Annotated in this window: 15 protein-coding genes; 11 read left to right on the forward strand and 4 right to left on the reverse strand. The window is 49.4% G+C overall.

Annotation, left to right across the window (positions count from 1 at the left end):
* Positions 1-5 precede the first annotated feature (5 nt).
* The 7 genes from ACYVEA_RS09140 to ACYVEA_RS09170 all read left to right on the forward strand — a co-directional run bounded on the left by ACYVEA_RS09140 (position 6) and on the right by ACYVEA_RS09170 (position 10,780).
* Entirely contained in the window at positions 6-608 is a 603-nt protein-coding gene (locus ACYVEA_RS09140; protein ID WP_461113125.1) for an RNA polymerase sigma factor, read from the forward strand.
* A 68-nt stretch (positions 609-676) separates the two neighbouring features.
* Complete coding sequence (locus tag ACYVEA_RS09145) at positions 677-1,762, forward strand: FecR family protein (protein WP_461113126.1); 1,086 nt, start codon at positions 677-679, stop codon at positions 1,760-1,762.
* 113 nt (positions 1,763-1,875) lie between these two features.
* Positions 1,876-5,310 carry a TonB-dependent receptor gene (locus tag ACYVEA_RS09150; protein ID WP_461113127.1) on the forward strand — a complete coding sequence of 1,145 codons (3,435 nt, stop codon included), beginning with the start codon at positions 1,876-1,878 and terminating at the stop codon, positions 5,308-5,310.
* A gap of 15 nt (positions 5,311-5,325) precedes the next feature.
* Positions 5,326-6,765 carry a RagB/SusD family nutrient uptake outer membrane protein gene (locus ACYVEA_RS09155; RefSeq protein ID WP_461113128.1) on the forward strand — a complete coding sequence of 480 codons (1,440 nt, stop codon included), beginning with the start codon at positions 5,326-5,328 and terminating at the stop codon, positions 6,763-6,765.
* Positions 6,766-6,866: 101 nt separating this feature from the next.
* Positions 6,867-8,156 (forward strand): polysaccharide pyruvyl transferase family protein, encoded by a 1,290-nt coding sequence (locus tag ACYVEA_RS09160; protein WP_461113129.1) that lies wholly within the window; start codon positions 6,867-6,869, stop codon positions 8,154-8,156.
* A 4-nt stretch (positions 8,157-8,160) separates the two neighbouring features.
* Complete coding sequence (locus tag ACYVEA_RS09165) at positions 8,161-9,435, forward strand: polysaccharide pyruvyl transferase family protein (protein WP_461113130.1); 1,275 nt, start codon at positions 8,161-8,163, stop codon at positions 9,433-9,435.
* 4 nt (positions 9,436-9,439) lie between these two features.
* The gene (locus ACYVEA_RS09170) at positions 9,440-10,780 is read left to right on the forward strand and encodes a polysaccharide pyruvyl transferase family protein (protein ID WP_461113131.1); all 1,341 of its coding nucleotides are present in this window, start codon (positions 9,440-9,442) and stop codon (positions 10,778-10,780) included.
* Positions 10,781-10,801: 21 nt separating this feature from the next.
* On the opposite strand, the gene ACYVEA_RS09175 is transcribed toward ACYVEA_RS09170, so the two are convergent.
* The gene (locus ACYVEA_RS09175; RefSeq protein ID WP_461113132.1) at positions 10,802-11,653 is read right to left on the reverse strand and encodes a sugar phosphate isomerase/epimerase family protein; all 852 of its coding nucleotides are present in this window, start codon (positions 11,651-11,653) and stop codon (positions 10,802-10,804) included.
* A gap of 316 nt (positions 11,654-11,969) precedes the next feature.
* Between ACYVEA_RS09175 and ACYVEA_RS09180 the strand changes: the two genes are divergently transcribed.
* Complete coding sequence (locus ACYVEA_RS09180) at positions 11,970-13,301, forward strand: adenylate/guanylate cyclase domain-containing protein (RefSeq protein ID WP_461113133.1); 1,332 nt, start codon at positions 11,970-11,972, stop codon at positions 13,299-13,301.
* A gap of 146 nt (positions 13,302-13,447) precedes the next feature.
* On the opposite strand, the gene ACYVEA_RS09185 is transcribed toward ACYVEA_RS09180, so the two are convergent.
* The 3 genes from ACYVEA_RS09185 to ACYVEA_RS09195 form a co-directional block, all read right to left on the reverse strand.
* The gene (locus ACYVEA_RS09185) at positions 13,448-14,881 is read right to left on the reverse strand and encodes an efflux transporter outer membrane subunit (protein WP_461113134.1); all 1,434 of its coding nucleotides are present in this window, start codon (positions 14,879-14,881) and stop codon (positions 13,448-13,450) included.
* A complete protein-coding gene (locus ACYVEA_RS09190) occupies positions 14,874-18,080 on the reverse strand; it encodes an efflux RND transporter permease subunit (protein ID WP_461113135.1) in 3,207 nt (1,068 codons plus the stop codon). The genes ACYVEA_RS09185 and ACYVEA_RS09190 overlap by 8 nt, the downstream gene beginning before the upstream one ends.
* 126 nt (positions 18,081-18,206) lie before the next feature.
* Positions 18,207-19,295, reverse strand: a complete 1,089-nt coding sequence (locus ACYVEA_RS09195; protein WP_461114062.1) for an efflux RND transporter periplasmic adaptor subunit — start codon at positions 19,293-19,295, stop codon at positions 18,207-18,209.
* Between the two features lie 358 nt (positions 19,296-19,653).
* Between ACYVEA_RS09195 and ACYVEA_RS09200 the strand changes: the two genes are divergently transcribed.
* From ACYVEA_RS09200 to ACYVEA_RS09210, 3 genes are all read left to right on the forward strand, one after another.
* Complete coding sequence (locus ACYVEA_RS09200; RefSeq protein WP_461113136.1) at positions 19,654-20,340, forward strand: response regulator; 687 nt, start codon at positions 19,654-19,656, stop codon at positions 20,338-20,340.
* Between the two features lie 7 nt (positions 20,341-20,347).
* On the forward strand, positions 20,348-21,775 hold the full coding sequence (locus ACYVEA_RS09205; RefSeq protein ID WP_461113137.1) for a sensor histidine kinase: 1,428 nt from the start codon (positions 20,348-20,350) through the stop codon (positions 21,773-21,775).
* 264 nt (positions 21,776-22,039) lie between these two features.
* Positions 22,040-24,121 (forward strand): CehA/McbA family metallohydrolase domain-containing protein, encoded by a 2,082-nt coding sequence (locus ACYVEA_RS09210; RefSeq protein ID WP_461113138.1) that lies wholly within the window; start codon positions 22,040-22,042, stop codon positions 24,119-24,121.
* The last annotated feature ends 358 nt before the right edge of the window (positions 24,122-24,479 follow it).

Here is a 24,479-nt window from a genome sequence, read left to right on the forward strand (position 1 = left end):
CAGCCATGCCTTTAAGTACACCAACTTCCGATATCCAGCTCTGGCAACAACTGAAAAACGGCAGTGAGCTGGCCTTAGGAAAGTTGCTGGCTAACTATTTCAATTCGCTACAGAATTACGGCTACAAGTTTGTGCGGAACGAAGATTTCGTGAAAGACTGTGTGCAGGAAGTGTTTATCGAAATCTGGAACCGCCGGGATCGCATCAGCACACCGGATAGCGTGCGGGCGTACCTGTTGAGTTCCGTACGGAAACGGGTGATCCGGGAAGGCTATCGGCAACGTATCATCAACGAAGACGAGCCCGCTGATCTGGAAAATGACCTGAACTTTGTTGAGTTTTCGCCCGAGTGGTCATTGATCGAGCAGGAGAGTTTAGCCGAGACGACTCACCGGGTTGCCGAAGCCCTCAACCAGCTACCCAAACGCCAGCGCGAAGTCATTTATCTGCGCTATTACCAGAATCTGGAACGGGACGAAATCGCTGATATCATGGGTGTTAACCCCCAGTCGGTGTCGAATCTGTTGCAGGCCGCGTTCAAAACATTTCGGGAAAACTGGGTGGGCTTTATCCTGCTGACTGCTTTGCTCCGTGAGACATCTTTTTAATTATTGCTAAAAACAGGTATCTGAGCCACCAATTGGCCATCTATTACCAAGCTAGATACGTACGCATCATGAATCCCGACTACCAGAACTATAGCGTCGAAGAATTTACGCGCGACGAACAGTTTCGACAATGGGTCATCCATCGGAACCCGCAGAGCGAAGCCTTCTGGTCTCACTGGGTGGCTACCCATCCCGAAGCATCCGGGAAAGTGCAGCTGGCCAGGGCTTTTCTATATGCGCTGGAAGAAAAAAACACGGCTCTGCCCGACGATGAATTAACGCATATTGCCAACGCCATTATTCAGCAGGATAAGACATCAGTACGTCCGCTTTGGTCGACACTGGCTTTCCGGGTAGCTGCATCGGTTATACTCGTTCTGGGCATTGGTTACTGGTTTTTTTTCGACAAATCTGAGCCGGTGGACGTGGCTGGTCTGGAGGGAATCAGTCCGGTGCTGATTTCAAATTATACCGAACTTAAAAATGATAAGGCTGATTCACAACGGATTGTGCTTCAGGATGGGAGTTCCGTTACGCTCTACCCAAACAGTACGTTACGGTATCCAAAGCAATTTGTGGATAATCGCCGGGAAGTTTACCTGAGGGGAAAAGCATTTTTTGAGGTGACCAAAAATCCTACAAAGCCGTTCTGGATTCATGCCGACCGGATCTCTACGCAGGTGTTGGGAACGTCGTTTCTGGTGACGACCGAAGGCAAAAACGCATCCGTGGAAGTACGTTCGGGACGGGTGTCGGTCTACACCCGGAAAGATATTCGGCAGGCCCGCCAGTCGCAGAAAAATGAATCTGTTGGCGTGGTGCTTACCGCCAATCAACAGGTGGCGTTCATTGAAAAAGAAGATCGGTTGGTGAAGTCTGTTGTTACGCAACCTATTGTTTTACAGAAAGTTGCCGTCAACGAATACGTATTTGACGACGTGCCGATGGAAAAAGTGTTCAGGCAGCTCGAAACGACCTACGGCCTCCCGGTGCTATATGATCCGGTGACGATTAAGAATTGCTTCATTACCGCCAATCTCACGGGGGAATCCCTGTTCGAAAAGCTGAATCTGATCTGCCGAATATCCCGGGCTACCTATGAAATTGTGGATGGTCAGATCGTTATTCACAGTCTGGGATGTGATAATAAGTAGGTATAGTTGAATAGGTCAGGGGATAGTTGAGAATTATTTATAAAAATAATTACAAAAAAAAGCAGTATCTGCCCGATTCAGTTGCCATCCGTGAGTAAATAACCGTTTCACTCATGGATAAACTTTATACGACGTACCCGTCCCTCGCCCAGCTCATGAAACTATCGGTTACGCAACTTCTGATAGCGGTGTTGTTTGTGAGTACCACCTGGGCTCGCCTGGCGCATGGGCAGGAAGTTCTCGACCAGCACATCCTGATAAAAACCGGAAGTACAAACCTGAAAGGTGCCCTGACGTTGCTGGAACGTAGCACCAACGTTCGGTTCATTTATAACCCCAAAGAAATTCAGGCCGATCAGAAAGTGAAACTTGTTTCCCGGTCTGGCACGCTCAAGGATTTCCTGACCGAACTGCTTACGCCCCTGCACATCAGTTACGAAGTGTCGGGTAAACAGATTGCGCTGTTCAAAAATCCGGCCACAGGACGTAGCAAATCCGGCGAAATCCCTGGCGACGAACAGGAATTGCTCAATCAGCTACCGGCCAGAGAAGTGGCCGACAGGCCAGTTTCGGGCCGGGTCACCGATGGGGCTAATAATGCTGGATTGCCAGGTGTTAGCGTGGTGTTGAAAGGCACCCGCTTAGGCACTATCACCGACAGAGAGGGGAATTACCGGCTTACCATTCCCGAACAGTACGTCAATGCAACCACTACGCTGGTGTTGTCTTTTATTGGCTACACCACGCAGGAAGTTGTTATCGGTAACCGCACGTCCATCGACGTTACGTTAGCCGTGGACGATAAGCAACTGAACGAAGTCGTAGTAGTTGGTTATGGAACCGTGAAGAAATCGGATTTGACGGGGGCCGTTGCTAAAGTGGGTGAAACGAATATTAAAGCCACGCCCATTCCTTCGTTAGATCGGGCGATGCAGGGGCGGGCTGCCGGGGTGCAGGTGGTGACAAATTCGGCGGCTCCGGGTGGCAACTCAACGATACGTATCCGGGGATCGGGCTCCGTCAATGCCAGTAACGACCCACTTTATGTGATCGATGGCTTTCCGACAACCGGCCTTAACTCCATCAATACCAATGACATTGAATCCATCGAAATCCTGAAAGATGCCTCAGCTACCGCTATTTACGGTTCACGCGGCTCAAACGGCGTCGTGCTGGTGACCACCAAACGGGGCAAAGCGGGCAAGACCATCATTAGCTACGATGCGTATTACGGGGTTCAGACTGTCCGGCGGAAAATTCCGCTGCTCAACGCCCGCCAATTTGCTGATTTTGTGAACGAAGCGCGGGTCAATGGGGGCGGTAAACCGTATTTTGATGGCAGTACGGCCGATCAGCCGCTGGCGTCGTCCTTAGGCGAGGGCACCGACTGGCAGGCGCAGATATTTCGGGCAGCACCCATCCAGAGCCATCAGCTTGCAGCTTCGGGTGGTTCAGACAAGTCGCGCTACGCGATTTCCTTTGGTTATTTCAATCAGCAGGGAATCATTCTCAACTCCAACTTCAAACGCTATACGCTACGGGCCAATCTCGATAACAACCTGACATCCAAGTTGAAAGCAGGCCTTACTATTCAGGGAGCTTATACGACCGGAAGTAACGCCAAAACCGATGTAGATGGCAACAATGGGGGAGGGGTGACCAGTTCGGCGCTGAGTTATGCACCGAACTTCCCTATCTACAATGCAGACGGAAGCTATTATAAAAATACGGGTGCGCTCAATGGCTATGGTGTCGATAATCCGCTGGCGGTGGCGAACGAAATTACGAACAGCAATAACACGATTCGGCTGCTGGCCAATGCCTACCTCGACTATACCATTATCGAAGGGTTGAATTTTCGCACCAGTTTCGGCACGGATTTGCAGGCGACAAAATCCAATAGTTACGCCACCCGGTTGTCGCTGGCGGGGTCCAGCCTGGGAGGAACCGCTTCCGTTGGAACGACGCAGAATGTTGGCTGGCTCAATGAAAACACGCTCAATTATACCCGGCAACTCGCTCCAAAACATAATTTGAATGCGCTGCTGGGGTACACCATTCAAGGCCTGGGAATAGAAAAAGTAGGTGCCAATGCCAATACGTTCACCAATGATTTTGCGCTATACAACAATTTGAGCGCCGGTTCAACGCTGGTGGCGCCAACATCGGAAGCGAGTGACTGGCGATTGATTTCGTACCTCGCCCGGATCAATTATGGTTTCGACGATCGCTTTCTGCTCACCCTGACGGGTCGGCGGGATGGGTCCAGCCGGTTCGGACCGAATCAGAAATTCGGTTTCTTTCCGTCCGGCGCGTTGGCCTGGAAAATGGCCAATGAACAATGGATGAAGAGCCTGACGGCGCTTTCGGATGCCAAACTTCGGGTGAGTTACGGTCTGTCGGGCAACCAGGAAATTGGGAATTACCGATACCTGGGCAATATCAGCTCAACGCCTTATATTCTGGGGGGCACGCTCAATTCCGGCTCATATACCTCAAGTATTGCCAATCCTGATCTGCGCTGGGAGCGAAATGCCCAATTCGATGTGGGTATAGACATGGGAATCCTCAATAACCGAATCCAGTTTACAGCCGACTATTACATCAAAACAACGTCGGACCTGCTGTTCAATGTGGGTGTGCCCACCTCATCGGGCTTTTCCCAAACCCTGAAAAACATTGGCAGCGTCCAGAACAAAGGGCTTGAGCTGTCCTTAAATACGATCAACGTCGACAAGGACGGCTTCCGCTGGACATCGGAGTTCAACATTACGTTCAACCAGAATAAAATTCAGACGCTGGATGGTCGTCAGGAATTCACGACGGGTACGGATGCCGTTATTTTCGCGACGAACGTCAACCCGATTCTGTTGCGGGTCGGTAGCCCGCTGGGCAATTTCTACGGACGGGTTGTGGATGGTATCTTTCAAAACCAGGCCGACGTAGATGCGTCGGCGCAGAAAACCGCCAAACCTGGGGACATTCGCTACAAGGACCTGAATGGCGACGGCACCATCAATGACAACGACCGGGCGATCATTGGCAACGCTAACCCCAAACTCTTCGGTGGCTTTAATAATACCTTCTCGTTCAAGGGATTTGATCTGAATATTTTTGTTCAGGGTAATTCTGGTAACCAGATTCTGAACTACGGAACCTTCGATCTGCTAAACCTGACGGGCGGCAATAACCAGTCGGCCAGAGCGCTGGATCGTTGGACGCCCACGAACCCGAGCAACGAAATTCCCCGCGCGAATGCGGCCGGAGGTTCTCGTATTCTGTCCAGTTTTAACGTTGAAGACGGTTCTTATCTACGCTTTAAAAATATATCGCTGGGCTATAATCTGCCCAGAGGATTGGTAGACCGACTCGCTATATCGTCCGCCAAAATCTACGTAACGGCTCAGAACTGGATCACGATTACGAAGTATACGGGCTACGATCCCGAAGTGAATCGCTACGGCAGTTCATCATTGAGCCAGGGACTTGACTACGGCGGCTACCCAGCCGCTAAAACCCTGCTGGTTGGCTTGAATCTGAAATTCTAACTCCTGCCTTACATCATGAAACCTACTCATATACTCGTTCTGTTGTTGGCGCTCACGGGCTGCGAAACGCAGTTAGATCTGTCGCCCGTTACCAACCTCACCAATGTTACGTACTACAAAACGGCTGAAGATGCCAAAGCGGCTGTGGGCGCCTGTTATGCGCAGATTGGCGGAACTGACCCCTTTCTGGATCTGGTCACGACCGACGATGCCATCGCCTTTCTGACGGGCTCTGCCGACCGACCCTTGCTCTGGCGGTATAACATCACGCCGTCCAACACTTTCATCTCCCAGTATGCCGGTGCCTACAACGGCATTAACCGCTCGAACACGGTGATTGGACGCTTACCGGGTATCCCGATGGACGAAAGCCTGAAAAAGCGCTATATCGCCGAAGCGAAGTTTCTGAGGGCGCTCCATTACTTTAACCTGGTGCGGCTGTATGGCGACGTTCCGATCGTAACCACAGAAACCACGTCACTCGAAGGCTTGGCTGTTCCACGCGACCCCGTCGATAAAGTATATGAACTGATTGAAGCTGATTTAAAAGAGGCCGAAAGTGTCCTGCCCAAAACGTACCCAGCCAGCGAATCGGGTCGGGCGTCGCTGGGAGCTGCGAAAGGTATATTGGCGCGTGTGTATCTAACTCGGGCGGGCACCACTGCCGGTTCTCCCTACTGGGCACAGGCTGCAGCTAAAGCCAAAGAAGTCATGGATCTGGGCGTGTATGACCTCTACGCCAATTTTGCCGATGCGTTTGCGCTTACGGCGCGGGGTGGGAAAGAGAACATCTTCGAAATTCAATACCTCACCGATGTGAAAGGTCACGGCGACGGCCGCGGCTACGGGGTTCGTTCGGCGCCCATTTATCCGGGAACGGGTTCCGGCATTGCCCGCCCTACCGCGAGTCTGTTCAATCTCTACTCGGACAAAGATACGCGCAAAGCCGTGACGTTCATTACGTCCTATGTCTACAACGGCGTTACCACCACGCTTTCCATTACTGATCCTGATTTTACGAAGGCGGTGTCGTACCAGAAATTGTGGGATAAAACCGCAAAAACCGTATCGAGCGAGGGAACCAGCAAACCCATTCTGCGCTATTCGGACGTATTGTTGATGTATGCAGAAGCGACAAATGAGGCCAATAACAGGCCAACGGCCGACGCCTATGCGGCCCTGAACAAAGTTCGGACACGGGCCGGGCTGACAGCGCTGACGGGGTTAACCTATCAGCAGTTCAAGGAAGCTGTCTGGCTGGAACGCCGGTTAGAATTCACCTTTGAGAATATGCGTCGCTTCGACCTGGTCCGCACGGGTCGCTTGCTCGACGCGGTAAAAGCGGAGAACAGTTTCGCCCGCAATGCCACGATTCAGCCCTTCCACGTGCTGATGCCCATTCCCCAGGCGGACATGGATGCTAACCCAAATCTAAAGCAAAATCCTGGCTATTAATTTCAGTATACGGTTTTTGGTGGTCGGTTGATTGTCGCGCCAGCTAACGTAGCAACGCCATAAGCCGAATACCAAAAACTGTAAATCAAACCTATCGAATCATGACTAACCGCAGAGATTTCCTCAAGCAAACACCCTCCTTGATTGGCTTACTGATGAGCATTCCGGCCTTAGCTCAGGTGTCTCCTTTTGGGATAGCCGCCAAAAAGTCCATTATACTACGTTCCTCCTGGCAAACGGTCAATATCGGCGACATTGGCCATACGCCCGGAGTGCTGGCACTCTTAGAGAAATATTTGCCCGATGTGGAGGTGCGGCTGTGGCCATCCAGCGTCGATAATGGCGTTGATGAGTTACTACGTCGACGGTTCCCCAACGTACCGATTATCAAAACGCCGGAGGAAATTACAAAGGCTTTTACCGACTGTGTCTTTCTGCTGCATGGGTCCGGCCCATCGTTGGTGGCTCGTAAGGATGTGGAGCGCTGGCATAAAGAAACGGCCAAGCCGTATGGCATCTACGGTATTACGTTCCCCGGCGTCTACAGTCCTGATCCCAAGGCAGTTGTTACGGCTAATCCGCTGGATGTTGAGTTGTTGAGCAAAGCGCGTTTCGCTCTTTTTCGAGACTCGATTTCATTGGGCTTTGCGAAAGCCAATGGGGTAACCAGCCCCGTTATGGAGTATTGCCCTGATGGTGCGTTCGCCGTGGATTTACGGAATGATCAGGCGGCCATCACATTCATGAACGAACACGGCCTGGAAGAAGGCAAGTTTATGTGTGTCATTCCCCGCACCCGATTTACGCCGTATTGGGAGATCCCCAGTAAAAAAACGCCCTTCGATGCAACACGTGACGCTCGAAATCAGGCCATGAAAGAGCATGACAACGCCCCGCTTCGGGAAGCTATTATTGCCATTGTTCGGCAGACGCCCATGAAAATTCTGATCTGCCCGGAAGATGAGACGCAGGTAAAACTGGGCAAAGAGATTTTGTTTGATAAGCTACCCGACGATGTAAAACCCAAAGTCGTCTGGCGCGACCATTACTGGATTACCGACGAAGCTGTCAGTACGTATATCCGTTCGGCGGGCTTGTTTGGGCTTGAAATGCACTCGCCCATTATGTGCATCGGGAATGGCATTCCGGCTATAGTTGGTCGTTTTGCCGAGCAGACCAGTAAAGGCGTTATGTGGAAAGACATTGGCCTGGGCGACTGGCTCTTCGATATGGACAATGAACAGGACATTGCCCGCTACGTCCCAACGGTGCTGGCCATGGCCAAAGACCCCAAAGCGGCCAAAGCAAAAGCCGCCAAAGGCCGGAAATTTGTTGAGCAGCAGCAACGGGAAACGATGGGTTTAGTGAAAAAGAACATAATCTCCGTCTGAGCCTGTGCAAGATCGTAGAACGTTCCTGAACCAATTCCCCGCGCTGGTTGGGCTGTTGGCAAGTATACCCACTTTGGCGCAACCAGTTGTAGCTAGAAAATCCATCATTCTTCGCTCGTCGTGGCAGACAGAAAACATCGGAGATATTGGCCACACGCCCGGCGTACTGACGCTACTGGAAAAATATCTGCCCGACGTTGACGTACGCTTGTGGCCATCTAATGTTGACAATGGCGTTGAGCAAATGCTGAAAAAGCGCTTTCCGAACGTACCGATCATTCGGACCCCTGATGAAATCAATCGGGCTTTTGCGGAATGCGTTTTTCTGCTGCACGGTTCTGGTCCGTCTTTGGTAGCCCGCAACGATGTAGAGCGCTGGCGTAAGGAAACCGGCAAACCGTATGGCATCTATGGCATTACGTTCCCCGGCGTATATGGACTTCCGAACGAACGGCAACAGGTGAATCCCGTCGATATTGATCTGCTCAGCAAGGCTCGGTTTGCCTATTTCCGGGACTCGGTTTCGCTGGCGTTTGCCCAGAAGGAGGGTGTCAATTGCCCTATAATGGAGTTTTGTCCCGATGGCGCATTTGCGGTCGATGTAAAAAACGACGCTGCTGCCATCGCCTTTTTAAAAGAGCATGGCCTGGAAGATGGCAAGTTTATGTGTGCCATTCCGCAGTTGCGATTTACACCCTGGTGGGAGCTCCCGCAGAAAAAGCTAGCCGTAAATGACGCGAAACATGCCCGAAACGAGCAGATGAAAGAGCATGACAACGCCCCCATCCGCGAAGCGATCATTGCCGTTGTCCGGCAGACGCCGATGAAAGTCTTGCTGGTTCCTGAGAACGAAACCCAGGTCAGGATCGGCAAGGAAATGCTCTACGATCCGCTGCCGGATGATGTGAAAGCGAAAATAGTCTGGCGCGATCATTACTGGCTGACCGACGAGGCCATCAGTACGTATGTCCGATCGGCAGGCTTGTTTGGACTCGAAATGCATTCACCCATCATGTGCATCGCCAATGACATTCCGGCCATTGTTTGTCGGTTCGATGAGCAGACGAGCAAAGGGTATATGTGGCGGGATATTGGTCTGGGCGACTGGCTCTTCGATATGGATACACCGAGCGATGTTGCCCGAATTGTTCCGGCAGTGCTGGCGATGGCCAAAGATCCCAAAACCGCGAAAAGGAACGTAGCGAAAGCGAAAAAGTTCGTTGAACAGCGGCAACGGGAAACGATGAACGTAGTGAAGAAAAACCTGATTTCGCTCTAAACCGATGCCATCCAGACGGGATTTTATTAAGTTGACAGCCGTATCGTCGGCGAGTGTCGTAAGGCCGACGGAGTCGTTTCTGTTGTCAGAAAGAAGCTCTATTGTTGAGCCAGGGAAGAACCCGGTTATCATTCTGAGATCATCCTGGGGAGATGGCAATATTGGCGATCAGGGACACACGCCCGGCACGATTCGCTTGTTAGCGCAGTACGTTCTTAATGCCGAAATTCTACTCTGGCATACCGATCCACGGCCCGAAACGGAGAAATTAATTAGCCGGAATTTCCCGAAGGTACGCGTCATTCGAGGGAAGTTCTATGAGTCAGGGAAGCCATTCGAGGGAGAGATCAAAGAAGCATTCGAACGGGCTGATATGTTCATCTTCAACTCGGGTATGGCCATGAACTTTGGCTTGTATGGCAAAGACTGGGGCGGAAATATGTCGAGCCTGACGCCGTACATCTATTGTGCTGAAAACAACATTCCGTTTGGCATTTACGGCCAATCATTCGACCGGTTCGATTTTCCCTCGATGTATGCGTATCGGAACGTATTAAGTCAGGCTGCGTTCGTGTACTGCCGGGATGGCGAATCACTCAAGTTTCTGAAAGAGAATGAGTTTCGGACACCCGTACTTGAGTTTGGACCGGACGGTTGTTTCGGTATCAACGTACGAGATGAAGAAAAAGGACTCGCGTATCTGAAAAAAGCAGGGTTGGAAGCCCAGAAATTCCTGGCCGTGGTGATCCTCACCAATACGCCCTACGCTAACCGAAGACCTAATGCCATTGATCTGGGCAAATCGCCTGCGGACTGGCAGGAAGAGGACCGATCTCGCATGGCGAAAATTCGGGAGATGATTACGAAATGGGTCCGCGAAACGGGGCTAAAGGTGCTGTTAGCGCCCGAAGTGACCAAAGAAATTGAGCCCGCCAAAACGTTTCTGTACGATCAGTTGCCCGCCGATGTGCAGGCAAACGTTGTCTGGCGCGACACGTTCTGGAACGCCGACGAAGCCATGTCCGTATACGCTCGGGCGCATAGCCTGTTTGGGATGGAACCGCACTCGCTCATTATGGGTGTGACCCTGGGCGTACCGGTCATGCATGCCTGGCCACCCTCGCACGGACGGAAAGCCTGGATGTTTCGCGATATTGGGTTGCCAGACTGGCTGTTTCAGGTCGATCAATCATCAGCCGCCGACTGGACAAAGCAGTTACGGTTAATCCATCAGGACTATGCCGGAGCAAAGAAAAAAGTGGCCAACGCTATGGCCTTTGTGCAGCAGCAGCAAGCGTCCACGATGAACGTAATCAACAAAGCGATTGCCAATCGAAAGCTGTAATATCAGAACGTTAAAAAATGATCAAACACTCAATTTTTTAACGTTCTGAAAGCTGATGGCGATGGCTTCCAGCGGGGGAATTTTGCAAACGTCCTGTTCCACGTAGTAGTGTTCAATGCCAGCAATTTTACGGGCATCCAGAATACGCTGAAAATCAATGGAGCCGGTGCCCACCGGAGCGAAGGCCCGGTCGGGTGTTTTTTCCATGTCCTTCAGATGAACAATGGGGAAACGCCCCGGATGCTGGTTGAACAGCGCTACCGGGTCCTGCCCAGCTTTGGTTGCCCAGTAGACATCTAATTCCAGCTTAACGAGTTTAGGGTCAGTTTCTTTTAAAATAATATCGTAAGGAACCTGTCCCTCCAGTGGCTGAAACTCGAAATCGTGATTGTGGTGCATAAATTGGATGCCTGCTTTTTTGCAAACCTCAGCCGACCGGTTGAACAACTCTGCAATCTTTTTATAATCGTCAATTGTTTTACGCTCATCCGGGGTTAAATAAGCACATCCCATAAAAGACTGCCCGCCCTCAACCGCCTGATCGACGGTCTTGTTCCAATCCTTTTTCATGACGGTTGTCATGTAGAGACCACTGGGTGCACGCAGGCCCATACCACTCAAAAATGCCTTGCATTCTTTAGGTGTTTTGCCGAAATAATTGCCCGTTTCAATCTCCGTGTAGCCGATCTGCGCTATTTTTCTAAGCGTTCCCTCTACATCTTTCGCCATTTCATTACGTACCGTGTAGAGTTGTAAACCAACATTTTTTATTGGTTTAGCCCAGGCATCGACTTTGTTCAGCAGCGGTAAGGTCAGGGCAAGAGCGCTGGTTTTGAGAAACTGGTTGCGGGAAATGGAACGTGAAAATGCCATAACGAACGGGTAGGGGTTTCTAAGCAGTTTTTGTAAAAGCCAATCAGCAGGCTAATGATAGTAAACCCAACATAAGGCTGAATTCTACTGATTCGACCCGGCGGAATTTTGCCTCATTTTTTGATACGTATACCAGATATATCCTCTTTCAATACCTTCCTATAGACTGGTAAACGAAACAAAAACGGTTAAATGGGTTGCCCTTCTAGACAAGAAGGTTAAACTTATTTTGCCAGTAACGTAGCCGATGGCTCAATTCTGGCTGATTTTTACACTATTATAGGACTGCGAATCACTACGCATCAGCGGTATACTTATGAACTGGCTTCCTAATCGACAGAAAGAGGCAATTACGTCGTTTCAGTATGAATTTGAACAGGAAGATTTTCGGCGTGAGCGCCAGCGGGCGGGTGTTCTGGTTGTCCTGTTCAGCCTGGGTTTTGTGCTCTATGGCGTCATTATCCACTTCTTCTCCCGGTCGATTGACGACCTGCCGGGCCACGAAACAACTACGCGCTCCATCGCCATCTATATGGGCGGTATGTTGCTCTACGAATTCGGTATATGGCGGATGTTGGGGACAATCAGCCGGTACGTACGGGGCTTGCCCTATATGGCTAAATTCGGGAATGCTACGGTCGAAATCACGGCTCTGACGGTCGTCTTGTATATCAGCAGTCAATCGTTTGGGCAGCCGATTCTGATGCTATTGTCGCCCATTACGTATCTGTATTTTGTATTTATCGTGCTATCGACGCTTCGGCTAAGCATCGCCGTATCGCTCTGGACCGGCGGATTAGCCGGGCTTGAATATTACCTGTTGAGCCGTTATTTGCTGGCGAAATCCCCCGCCGGAGCAGCCCACTTTACGGAAATTACTTTTTTTCTTAGCAGCGCCTTCCCCTACGTAGTGAAATCAATAATTATGCTGATAACGGGGGGACTGGCGGCCTATGTTGCCCGCCAGATTAGCCTGAGTGTTCAGCTATCTATCCAGCGAATGGAAGCCAATGAACAGATCCGGACATTGTTTGGCCAGCAGGTATCGCCCGAAGTTGTGCAGGCTATTCTCGACCAGAACGGCGTGCTGGCGCCCCGACATAGTAAAGTCAGCATTATGTTTCTGGATATCCGGAACTTCACCATCTATGCGGATACCCACTCGCCCGAAGACGTCATTGCCTATCAAAGTGCCTTTTTTGGCTTGGTGGCCAAGGTGGTGCAGGAGTACGGCGGTATTGTTAATCAGTTTCTGGGCGATGGGTGCATGATTACCTTTGGCGCTCCACTTGCGCTCGATAACCCGGCAGAACAGGCCGTTAAGGCTGGCCTGGTTATTCTGCAAGCCGTTGAGGATGCTAGCCGGACGCAACTTATTCCACCTACATCCATTGGCATTGGTATCCAGTCGGGTGACGCCGTTGTTGGCAATATCGGGACGGATAACCGTCAGCAATACAATATTACGGGTAAAGTTGTGATACAGGCTGCTCGTATTGAGCAACTTAACAAAGAATATGGCTCCCAAATGCTGATCAGTCAGGACGTAGTGAATGATTTGCCAAATATGCCCAATGGCACCAAACAGCTAGGTATCGTGCATTTGAAAGGCATTGCTGAAGACATCCGCCTGTGGCAACTTGCTTAGCGAAATCGCTTGTATTAGTGCGATTCAGGCAGGTAACTCTTCACGGTTGTTTTTGTAACGCAAAAACCGCTACATGCTGTGCATATAGCGGTTTTGAACATGTCGAAGCCGACGATTTTTCGTCGCTGTGGACTATATAAATCAGCTTATTTCCAGCCGCCACCCAAGGCCCGATACGTATTGACCAGCGCATTCATTTGCTGCATTCTGGTTTCAATAAGCTCCATTCTTGCCTCCAGTACATCCCGTTGGGTCAGCAGTACCTCCATATAGTCGGCTCTGGCTGAGGTGAATAACTTAATCGATATATTCGTTGACTCGGTCAGTGCCTGAACCTGGTTGTTTTTTGCGTCATATTTTTTTGCCAGGTTGTCGATATTCGACAGCTGATTGGCCACCTCAATATACGCATTCAACACCGTTTTCTCATAGTTATAAACGGTCTGTATTTGCTTGGCATTCGCGCTTTTATACCTGGCCGTGATGTCATTCTTATTGACGATCGGGCCAACCAGGTCCCCGGCTAGTGAAGCAACCAACGCTTGCGGAGTGTACACTAGATACAACGGATTGTAGGCCATCACACCTAAAAATCCTCGCAGCGTTAGCGACGGATAAAAGTTTGCTCTGGCCACACTTATATCCAGCTTGGCGGCCTCCAGGTTCCATTCGGCTTGCCGGATGTCAGGCCGATTGGCTAACAACTGCGATGGAATGCCTGCCTGGATGGTAGGTGGAACTAAGTTGGTAAAACTCTGGGAGTCCCGTTGAACACGCTGCGGGAAGCGCCCCACCAAATAATTAATACGGTTTTCCGTTTCGACAATCTTCTGCTTAATTTCGTACTGAAGGCTTTGCGTTTTGGATACTTCGGCCTCAAATCGGCGTACAGCCAGTTCCGTTACTTTGGCCGCTTCTTTTTCCTGCTTCGTGATAGACAAGGCATTGTTAAGAATAACCAGGTTTCTCTGTATGATCTCCAGTTGCGTATCAAGCGCCAGAAGCTCATAATAGTTATTGGCGACTTCAGCCACCAGGTTCGTCACCTGGAAATTTTTCCCTTCGATGGAAGCCAGATAACTGGCGACGGCTCCTTTTTTGGCATTACGTAGTTTGTGCCAGATATCCACTTCCCAACTGGCTGTAGCCCCAAAATACATGTTCGGCAAAACCTCTGGTGTTTCTACCCCTGGTCGGATTTCGGTAGCTGCATCAGCCGCTCCCTGACTGGTGTAGCGCGACACTTTATCAATACCGGCACCCCCGCCAAGACTAACGAAGGGTCGATAGGCCCCGCTTCTGGCAAATACCTCGTTATTGGCAATCTGGATTTCCTGTAACGTAACATTCAACTCCTGATTATTATATAATGCCGTATCAATCAGGGCCGTAAGGTACGGGTCGGTAAAATACTGCCGCCACGTTGTCTTTGCCGAGTTGGTAGAATCCTGCGAGCTGTTGTAGCTCGCAGGTACTAGTTTATTCTCTGTTTTCTGAACCAGGCGAGGTACAGTACAGCCACCCAGGAATAGGGTAACCAGGGTTATCCCTACCTGAGTCAATTGTCTTTTATTACGCATTATCTTCAATTTCTTCTGGTTGTGGAAAAATGTCGACTGAGTGAACCAGATTTTCGGTCAAAGAATCATTTTCTTCATCTTTAATCATCTTTCTTCCATCAGCCAGGCTGCCAAATATGTAGTACAAACCAGGAATGATGATGACCCCGAAAATGGTACCAAATAACATACCTCCCATGGCAGAAGCACCAATGGTACGGTTACCGATAGCCCCGGCACCGGTTGCGCTGATCAAGGGGATCAAGCCGGCCACAAAGGCGAATGAGGTCATCAAGATCGGGCGGAAACGAACCTTGGCCCCTTCAATGGCTGCGTTCAGAATCGTTTCTCCCTGGTGGCGCTTCTGAACGGCAAATTCGACGATCAGTACGGCATTTTTACCCAACAGACCAACCAGCATGATGAGTCCGATCTGCGCATAAATGTTGTTCTCCAGCCCCATTAACTGGAGCAGCAGGAACGAGCCAAATATCCCGACCGGCAGCGAGAAGACTACGGCCAATGGAATGATAAAGCTTTCGTACTGAGCGGCCAACACAAAGTAGACGAAGGACAGGACGATCAGGAACACATACAGTGACTCATTTCCCCGGATCGATTCGTCGTAGGAAAGACCTTCAAACGCGATGTCGTATCCTCTTGGCAACGTCTTGGCGGCAACTTCCCGTATGGCCTGTATGGCATCCGCCGTGGTATATCCCTTGGCTGGAAGACCCTGAATAGCGGCTGAATTGTACAAGTTGAACCGGGTAATTTCATTGGGACCCTGACCTTTTTTAAGCGTCATGAACGCCGAATAAGGTACCATTTCGCCCGCATCGTTTTTGACGAAGAGCTTTAAAAGATCGGAGGGAAGCCGTCTGAAACTAGGATCGGACTGCACATACACCTTGAAGAACTGGTTAAATTTGGTAAAGCCCTGTTCGTACGTACTACCAATCATGATGTTGAGGTTGTCCATCGCTTTTCCGATGGATACGCCTTTTTGCATGGCCAGGTTATTGTCGATCTCCAGTTCGTATTGCGGATAATTGGCGGCAAAGAAGGTAAATAAGCCAGTGAGCTCTTTCCGTTTGCCCAAATCCTCCATGAATTTCTTGTTGATTTTATCAAATTCACGGTAGTCCGTATCGGTTGTCTTATCCAGCAAGCGCATGGAAAAACCGCCTGACGTACCAAATCCAGGAATAGCGGGTGGTTCAAAGAATTCGACCACCGCTCCGAGATTCCTCGTCTTGCCTTCCAGTTCTTCCATGATTTCCTTCACGTTCTTGTCGCGATCGCCCCAGGATTTCAGGTTGATCAGACACGTACCGGCATTGGAGCCCCGCCCTTCGGTCATGATCTCGTAACCGGCCAGCGACGATACCGATTCTATGCCTGGAACTTCTTCACAAATTTTCTGAAGGTTTCTCGACACCTGGTTGGTTTTTTCCAGCGTAGACCCCGGTGGCGTCTGAATAATGGCATAAATGGTACTCTGGTCTTCGTTCGGAATAAATCCGGCTGGCAGAATTTGATTCACAAATGCTATTCCCAGACAAAAGCCTACCAATATGGCGAACGTAACGAATCGGCGGCTGACGATTAATCGTAACAGGCCTACGTACCATCCCGTCATTTTATCGAAGCCCCGGTTGAAACTGTCGATCCCTCTGGTCAGGAAGTTTTTCTTCTTTTGGGCATGTCCATGGTGATTTTTCAACAACATGGCACATAACACGGGTGTAAGCGTTAGGGCGATCAGGGCCGAAATCACGATGGAACTGGCCATGGTAATGGAGAACTGCCGGTAGAACGTACCGACCGGTCCCGACATGAACGAGATAGGCAGGAATACCGAGACCATCACCAGCGTAATAGCGATAATGGCTCCGCTAATCTCCCCAAGCACTTGTTTAACGGCCCCGAAAGGTGTTAGATAAGGTTTTTCCTCCATCTTGGCGTGCACGGCTTCTACCACCACAATGGCGTCATCCACCACAATACCGATGGCCAGCACCAGGGCGAAGAGCGTAATTAAGTTGATGGAGAGGCCAAACGCCTGAATGACAAAAAACGCCCCGATTAAGGATACCGGAACCGCCAGGATCGGGATCAGGGTTGAACGCCAGTCACCCAGGAATATGAACACAACCAGGGCAACCAGGATAAACGCGTCTCGCAACGTATCGATTACCTGCTCGATCGACGCATCCAGGAAGTTGGACACGTCATAGCTGATTTTATAGTCCACTCCCGGAGGAAAGGACTCTTTCATTACCTCAAGCTTCTTTTTTACTTCTTCAATAACATCACTGGCATTACTGCCATAGTTCTGCCGCAACACAATAGCTGCCGACGGATGGCCATCCAAGTTAGAGTAGATATCAAAGAACTCACTTCCCAGCTCAACGCGGGCTATATCCCGTAAATGAATGCTTTCACCGGCTGAATTGGCCCGGATAATAATACCTTCATATTCTTCCGGCTTGTTGTAACGTCCTTTGTAGGTAAGCACATATTCCAGTGACTGAGCCGCTATACCGGAGCTTTGGCCAATCCGGCCGGGTCGGCCTACAATACTTTGCTCCCCAACGGCCTTCATGACTTCTTCTGTGGAGATATTATAAGCCCGCATGCGCTCCGGGTTTAACCAAAGGCGCATTGCATAGCGCCGACTACCCAATATTTGGGCTCTGGCGATCCCTTTGGTCCGCTGGATTTCGGGGATCATTTTTACGGTGGCGTAGTTGAACAGGAATTTTTCGTCAATACTCTTTTCCTTGGCATAGAGATTGACGTACATCAACATACTGGGTTGGACAGGCGAAATAATAACCCCTTCCCGCTGAACCAGTTCGGGTAGAAGCGGCATAACCTGATCCACCCTGGTCTTCACCCGAATAACGGCGACGTTCGGGTCCGTTCCCGGTTCGAAAATAATCCGAAGGGTAGCTTCACCAGCGCTGGTAGCATCGGTGGCTATATACCGCATATCCTGAACGCCGTTGATAGCCTGTTCCAACGTAATCAGGGTAGATTTTACCAATACATCGGCACTGGAGCCGGGATATGCAATAAATATATTGACGGTTGTGGGAGCAATATCCGGAAATTGAGAAATAGGCAATTGCTTAATTGCCAGTACACCGATAAAAACTATCATGATGGAAATCACAATAGCGAAAACGGGCCTGCGGATGAATTTTGAGAACATAACGTCTGCGTTAAAGAATGGATAATGAATAATGTAAAATGAATAACCGGGCCTGCCCACTCAGAATAATGACTTGATAATGAGGTGATTTTCATTATCCATTTTCATTATCCATTTTACATTTATCTACTCGGCATACAAGCTTAAATTCGAGATGACAGACTCAGGCTTTACGAATGTGTAGTTTATCTTTTCGTTTTCTTTTACCTGGCGTAAGCCCTCCAGAAGGATCTTATCATCTTTAGTCAGACCGCTTCGAACAACAAAAATGTGAGGCATTTCGGCGGATATGGTGATTTCCCTCGACCGGATTTTGTTGTCTTTATCCACTATGTATACGTACTTCTTTTCCAGGACTTCGAAGGTAGCTTTCTGCGGAATGATCAGGGCGTTCTTCATCGGCAAAGTCATTTGAATATTACCGGTTTCGCCATGCCGTAACAGTCCTTTAGGATTGGGGAACGTAGCGCGGAACGCGATGTTACCCGTTTCGTTGTTGAAGTCAGCTTCAATGGTTTGAACCACACCAGGATGATCATATACTCGCTGGTTGGCCATCAGCAGGTTGACACTATTCAGGTTTTCTTCCTGAGCGTGCGTCTTATAGTTCAGGTATTCGGCTTCCGGCACATTGAAGTACACCCACATTTTGCTATTGTCGGAGAGTGTGGTCAGCAAGTCGCCCTCATTAACAAGGCTGCCTAGTCGAACTTGGAAGTGGTCCATGATCCCATCGAAAGGTGCTCGTACCTCCGTAAATCCAAGGTGAATCTGCGCGACGGATACTTCAGCTTTGGCCTTATCTAACTTGGCTTTAGCCAGGGCCAATTCATTTTTCGAAACGATATTACTATCCGCCAGCAGTTTTGTGTTTTTGAATTCGACGTCTACATAATTGGCTTCGGCCTGGGCTTTCAGCAATTCGGCCTGATATTGTATAGGCAGAATCTGAAACATGAGTTGCCCTTTTTTGACGTACTGACCTTCGTCCACAAAAATTTTCTGCAGGTAGCCCTTCTCCAACGCTCTTATTTCGATGTGCTGTATAGAGTGAATTTGAGAGACGTAGTCATTAGTGATTGTGGTGTCTCTCTTTAAGGGGCTGGTGACCTGGAACTTAACTTCTTCTTCCTTTTCTTCTTCCTTATGTTTACAGCTTGTATAACCCAACAAGGTACATAAGCTCACAAGCGTGAGTACGAAAATTCTCTTCATCATAATCTTATTTTTTACGCTAAACTATTTTGACAATTTTTAAGAGATAGGCATCGGCCACTGGGCGGGGCGTGGGTAGGAAAAAAGAGTGCTAACTCCTCAAGCACTGTCAAGTCATTAAATGAAGCGGATTTCAGTTTCATAGTTGTATTCGATATATGGGATGTGAAGGCATCTCCCAAGCGTAGTCAACGGATTTCACCAGGCTGATAAAACCCGTAACTGCCTGTTACAAAAGTAGATTTTGGGGGAATGGTCGACATTAAGGAATCCTTAAGAAACGATTAGAAGTTTATGAAGGCCGTGTTTTGGCCAACTGGTTCTATTAATTTGGCAGTCGTTAATTTCTGTAATACCTATGCGAATACTGGTAGTTGAAGATGAACTTAAGCTGGCTGTGTCCCTAAAAAGAGGGCTGGAGGAGTTTGGCTTTCAGGCCTCCGTAGCCTTAGATGGGGAGTCTGCCCGGCGTGCCATTGACTTTGGCGACATTAATCTGGTCATTCTGGACGTTAATCTGCCCGACGTCAGTGGCTTCACATTATGTCGGGAAATTCGAACCCGTAACGCCTATATACCTGTCATTATGCTTACGGCGCTGGGAACCATCGAAAATAAATTATCGGGTTTTGATGCCGGCGCGGATGACTACTTGATGAAACCTTTTGAATTTAGCGAATTACTGGCCCGGATCCAGGCAATCCGGAAGCGGAGCATACAGGCCAATAACCCGCTGGATGCCAGCCGATTAATATTAGCTGATCTGGTTATTGACCTGCGCGAAAAATCAGTAAGCCGGGCGGGGCACCCCATTAATGTGACGCCCCGCGAGATTGCCCTGCTCGAATACTTTCTCCGGCACCAGGGCACGGTACTGACCCGCAATGAAATTGCCGAAAATGTCTGGGATATTCCCGTTGACTCGGGGTCGAATCTGATCGATGTTTATATAAATTCGCTCCGTAAAAAAATCGACAATGACTTCCCCATCAAGCTCATCCATACCCGGAAAGGTATTGGGTATATGATGAAAGTGGAGGCCTAGCCACCTGATGAATCTTCGTACTCGTTTTTCGCTGACGTTTATCGCCGTCGTATCGCCAATTTTATTACTCTTTCTGGGTAATTTCTATTACTACTTTGCGAATTCGAAACAGGAAGATTTTTTGATCAAGCTGAAAAACCGGGCCATTACCATGACGCATCTATTGGTCGAAAAACGGTCAATCAATGAGTCGTTGCTTCGGCGAATCGATGAAGATACGTATACATCCTTCTCCGACCGGCGGGTAGCCATTTTCGACCAGCATAACCACTTACTCTACGATAGCGGTGAACTGGATAACCCCGGTAAAATTGGCCCTTCATTATCGATAACGCCCACACTACTAAGTCAGATTGGCCAGCAGCAGGAAGTGACCATAAGCGATGGGAAACGGTCGGGGGTCGGGTTACTGATTCGGTATCAGGGACGGGTTTTTAAAGTCGTCAGCTACGGAATTGACGATTATGGCATTCGCAAAACGCGGGAAGCCATTTTTGTGTCGGGAGCCTCGTTTTTAGTCGCTTTTCTGTTGGTCATTGTATTAAGCCAGATTTTTGCCCGCCGATCCATTGAGCCCATTGCCAACATGATGCATCAAATCGATCAGATCAGCGTGTCGAATTTAGAGGCCCATCTGACCGTGAGTAACGATCATGACGAATTAGGCAGATTGGCCGCTACGTTTAACCAGATGCTCGACCGGATTTCGGCCTTTGAACTTCAGCGGAGCTTTGTGGCCAATGCCTCCCACGAACTGCGTACTCCGCTGACGCTCTTAACCAATCAGATTGAAGTCGCGCTCATTAAAGCCCGATCGGTAGACGAGTATCAGCACTTGCTGGCATCCTTACTCGAAGATATCAGACAGCTCAATACGTTGTCGAACGGGTTGCTCGAACTGGCTCAATTTGATGTGAAGCAGATGCATATTGCTTGGGCTCCCGTTGAACTCGATGAGGTGCTGTACGAAGCCGTAGCAACAATCCTGCAAAAAAATCCTACGTATACCATAACCATAGTAACGGACCCGTCGGACGAAGCCCTGCCAACGATGCAGGTAGAGGGAGAGGAGTCGTTATTAAAAACCGCCTTTATAAACCTGATCGAAAATGGCTGTAAGTTTTCCTCAGATCACCATAGCCGACTTCTTGTTAACCTTAGTGATACGTCCGTGCAGGTAACGATTGCCGATCAGGGTATTGGTATCGCCGACGCGGAGCTGGATTATATTTTTCAACCCTTTTACCGGGCTACCAATGCGCACACCATCAAAGGCAGTGGAATTGGGCTTTCGCTGACGGAAAAAATCATTAAAATGCACGGTGGTTCCATTACGGTACGTTCCGAACTTGATCGGGGAACAACCTTCACCATCTCGTTACCTCGTCGCCATCCAACGATCAGTTCTTCAAATCGCCCTTTGGTTATTGACTAGCCTCGGCCAGTTTAACTATTCAGGTATTGGTTAAGCCAATATGAGCCTGGTAGGAGCGGCCTACAGCCTTAGAGCCTGCCCAGCCACCGCAGCCTGAACACAAATTACAAGTAAATTCAAGCGCTGATATTCTTCCGTGAAGTAGGGCTATTCTCCTGTAGAAAAGACAACGTTGAGCCGACTCGATCGCCTTTTCAGGAAAGGATTGTTTAACCTGACCAGCAACCCGCGTCTGATATTGCCGAATTTACTATCTGAATGATAATGAAAGGTTACCTCCCGATTTTATTCGTGATTGCCTGCTCGGTTGTCAATGCGCAGACGCCGGTGAATCTGTCTGGTTTTCAGAAAAATAGTGGTGTTAGCGTAACAAGCCAGAGTAATAACCTGGTGGTTAATTGGCCGGCAGGTGGTAAGGAAACGGCTAAACTGGTCATTAATCTGGATAAAGGGAAACCGCTTTTCAACAGCATTCAGCTGTCGCGACAAGGAAAGTTCAACGAGATTGCTACGTCTCTGGACCCAGCCTTTGTGCTGACCGTCGGCAAACGGGACTTAATCTCGCAGAATGGCTGGAATATCTTTTTCGATAAGACGAATAAACTGCCCCATAAGGTATACGCGGTTGAGCTGAACAAACGGACAGCCAGTGTCAAAACCATTGGCTCCCGAACTGTCGTGAACGTATCGGAGGTTAAAACGCCAACGTTTGCGGGCGATCTTGAGATTACCGTTTACAATGGTAGTCCGCTATTTAACGTAGCGGCTGTGATGGCGACGGACATTGATTCGACCGCCATTCTCTACGATGCGGGTCTGGTGACTACCCAGCCGGTTTGGAAGTCGATTGCCTGGTCGGATACCGATAACCAGATGCAAAGCGTACCGGCCGATCTGAAGCAGCCCAATAAAGCGCAGGCGGTGAAATACCGAACTATAATTGGAACGAACACCCGTGGCAGTCTGGCCGTATTTCCAGCCCCTCACCAGTATTTTTATCCACTGGATGAAGCCTTTAACCTGGACTTTACGTGGTATGGAATCAATTATCGGAGCCTCATTCCAGCATTCGGAATTGGCATTCGTCAGGATTTGATGGGCGACAAACGCTGGGTGCCCTGGGTCAATGCGCCACCGAAAACACGCCAACGACTTAATTTTTTCTGTCTGCTAAGCACCGATACGCCCGGCAAAGCGCTTGATGAGGTGAAGCGATTCACACATAACGACAAATACCCGGAAGTACCCGGCTATAAAACCATGTCGAGTCATTTTCACAATGAATTTACGACGAAAGTTGTGCTGGCTGGTAAACCCGTTCCTGAAGTGCCCAATTTCGTAAAGGTTTTCAAGAACTCGGGCGTCAATATTGTTCATCTGGCTGAGTTTCACGGTCCCGGCCACCCAACAGGTCCCGACAGTCTGCGTTTGCTGGAATTGAAAACGTTGTTCGACCAGTGTAAACGATTATCCGGCAAAGATTTCCTGTTGCTTCCCGGCGAAGAGCCGAACAATTTTTTTGGTGGCCACTGGCTGGAGTTCTTTCCAAAACCCGTGTACTGGATCATGTCGCGCAAACCCGAAATGCCGTTTGTGATGAATGATCCGCCGTATGGAACGGTGTATCGTATTGCTGATAAAAACGACATGCTGAAACTGCTGGAAGCTGAAAACGGACTGGCCTGGACGGCTCACGCACGTACCAAAGGGTCAACAGGGTATCCGGATAAGTACAAGGATGAAGACTTTTACAAATCGGATCATTTCTTCGGGGCCGCCTGGAAAAATATCCCCGCCGATATGTCAGAACCCCGCTTAAGTCGGCGCGTACTGGACCTGATGGACGATATGGCTAACTGGGGTTTTAAAAAGCATGTGATCGCGGAGTCGGATATTTTCACGATGGAACCTGAAAACGAAACCTACGCGCACCTGAACGTCAACTACCTGCAACTGGACAAACTGCCCGATTATAGTCAGGGCTGGCAACCCATTTTAGACGTTATGCAACAGGGTAAGTTCTTCGTGACCACGGGCGAAATTATGCTACCCGCATTCACCGTCAACGGGAAAGGCGCCGGCGAAACCCTTACGCTACCGACCGACGGCAAAGCGACGATCCTGCTGGACGTTAACTGGACCTTCCCCCTCACATTTGCCGAACTGATCTCCGGAGACGGCAAGCAGGTATTTCGGGAGAAAATCGACCTGACCAACACGACGCCGTTCGGCAAAAAGCAGTATCAGTTTGAAACCAACCTAAAAAACAGAGCCTGGGTACGTGTCGAAGTGTGGGATGCTGCCATCAATGGCGCCTTTACACAGCAAGTGTGGCTAACTCATTAATTAACGGGTTTTAAGCAGCATACGCATATAGTCATGGCTGGTTAAACCATCGTCATCATCGCTCATGGTGGGAAGAGGTCCGGATATTTTGGATCGAACAACAGTACGGATAGAGTTTGACAGGTGCCAAGCCAGGAATCTTACTGAATACATGGGGTACAACTTTTTGCTCAGCATATCTGCGGGTATAATTGAAGCAGAGGTGAATACGTAGGAATGTTGTTTTTTTATAGTAGCTTGCCGTTTACTCGAACCACAGGAAAGTCACGGGTATAAGCCGGTTTGTGTTGACTTTGAAAGATAACTTTTGGGTAACCGCAATCATTTCTTTCCTATGATGAGCACAAGCCAACCAGAT

This window comes from Spirosoma jeollabukense, from assembly GCF_054777855.1.

Coding starts and splice junctions, on each gene's coding strand:
- ACYVEA_RS09140 (WP_461113125.1), top strand. CDS start 6: ATGCCTTTAAGTACACCAACTTCCGATATCCAGCTCTGGCAACAACTG.
- ACYVEA_RS09145 (WP_461113126.1), top strand. CDS start 677: ATGAATCCCGACTACCAGAACTATAGCGTCGAAGAATTTACGCGCGAC.
- ACYVEA_RS09150 (WP_461113127.1), top strand. CDS start 1,876: ATGGATAAACTTTATACGACGTACCCGTCCCTCGCCCAGCTCATGAAA.
- ACYVEA_RS09155 (WP_461113128.1), top strand. CDS start 5,326: ATGAAACCTACTCATATACTCGTTCTGTTGTTGGCGCTCACGGGCTGC.
- ACYVEA_RS09160 (WP_461113129.1), top strand. CDS start 6,867: ATGACTAACCGCAGAGATTTCCTCAAGCAAACACCCTCCTTGATTGGC.
- ACYVEA_RS09170 (WP_461113131.1), top strand. CDS start 9,440: ATGCCATCCAGACGGGATTTTATTAAGTTGACAGCCGTATCGTCGGCG.
- ACYVEA_RS09175 (WP_461113132.1), bottom strand. CDS start 11,653: ATGGCATTTTCACGTTCCATTTCCCGCAACCAGTTTCTCAAAACCAGC.
- ACYVEA_RS09180 (WP_461113133.1), top strand. CDS start 11,970: ATGAACTGGCTTCCTAATCGACAGAAAGAGGCAATTACGTCGTTTCAG.
- ACYVEA_RS09185 (WP_461113134.1), bottom strand. CDS start 14,881: ATGCGTAATAAAAGACAATTGACTCAGGTAGGGATAACCCTGGTTACC.
- ACYVEA_RS09190 (WP_461113135.1), bottom strand. CDS start 18,080: ATGTTCTCAAAATTCATCCGCAGGCCCGTTTTCGCTATTGTGATTTCC.
- ACYVEA_RS09195 (WP_461114062.1), bottom strand. CDS start 19,295: ATGAAGAGAATTTTCGTACTCACGCTTGTGAGCTTATGTACCTTGTTG.
- ACYVEA_RS09200 (WP_461113136.1), top strand. CDS start 19,654: ATGCGAATACTGGTAGTTGAAGATGAACTTAAGCTGGCTGTGTCCCTA.
- ACYVEA_RS09205 (WP_461113137.1), top strand. CDS start 20,348: ATGAATCTTCGTACTCGTTTTTCGCTGACGTTTATCGCCGTCGTATCG.
- ACYVEA_RS09210 (WP_461113138.1), top strand. CDS start 22,040: ATGAAAGGTTACCTCCCGATTTTATTCGTGATTGCCTGCTCGGTTGTC.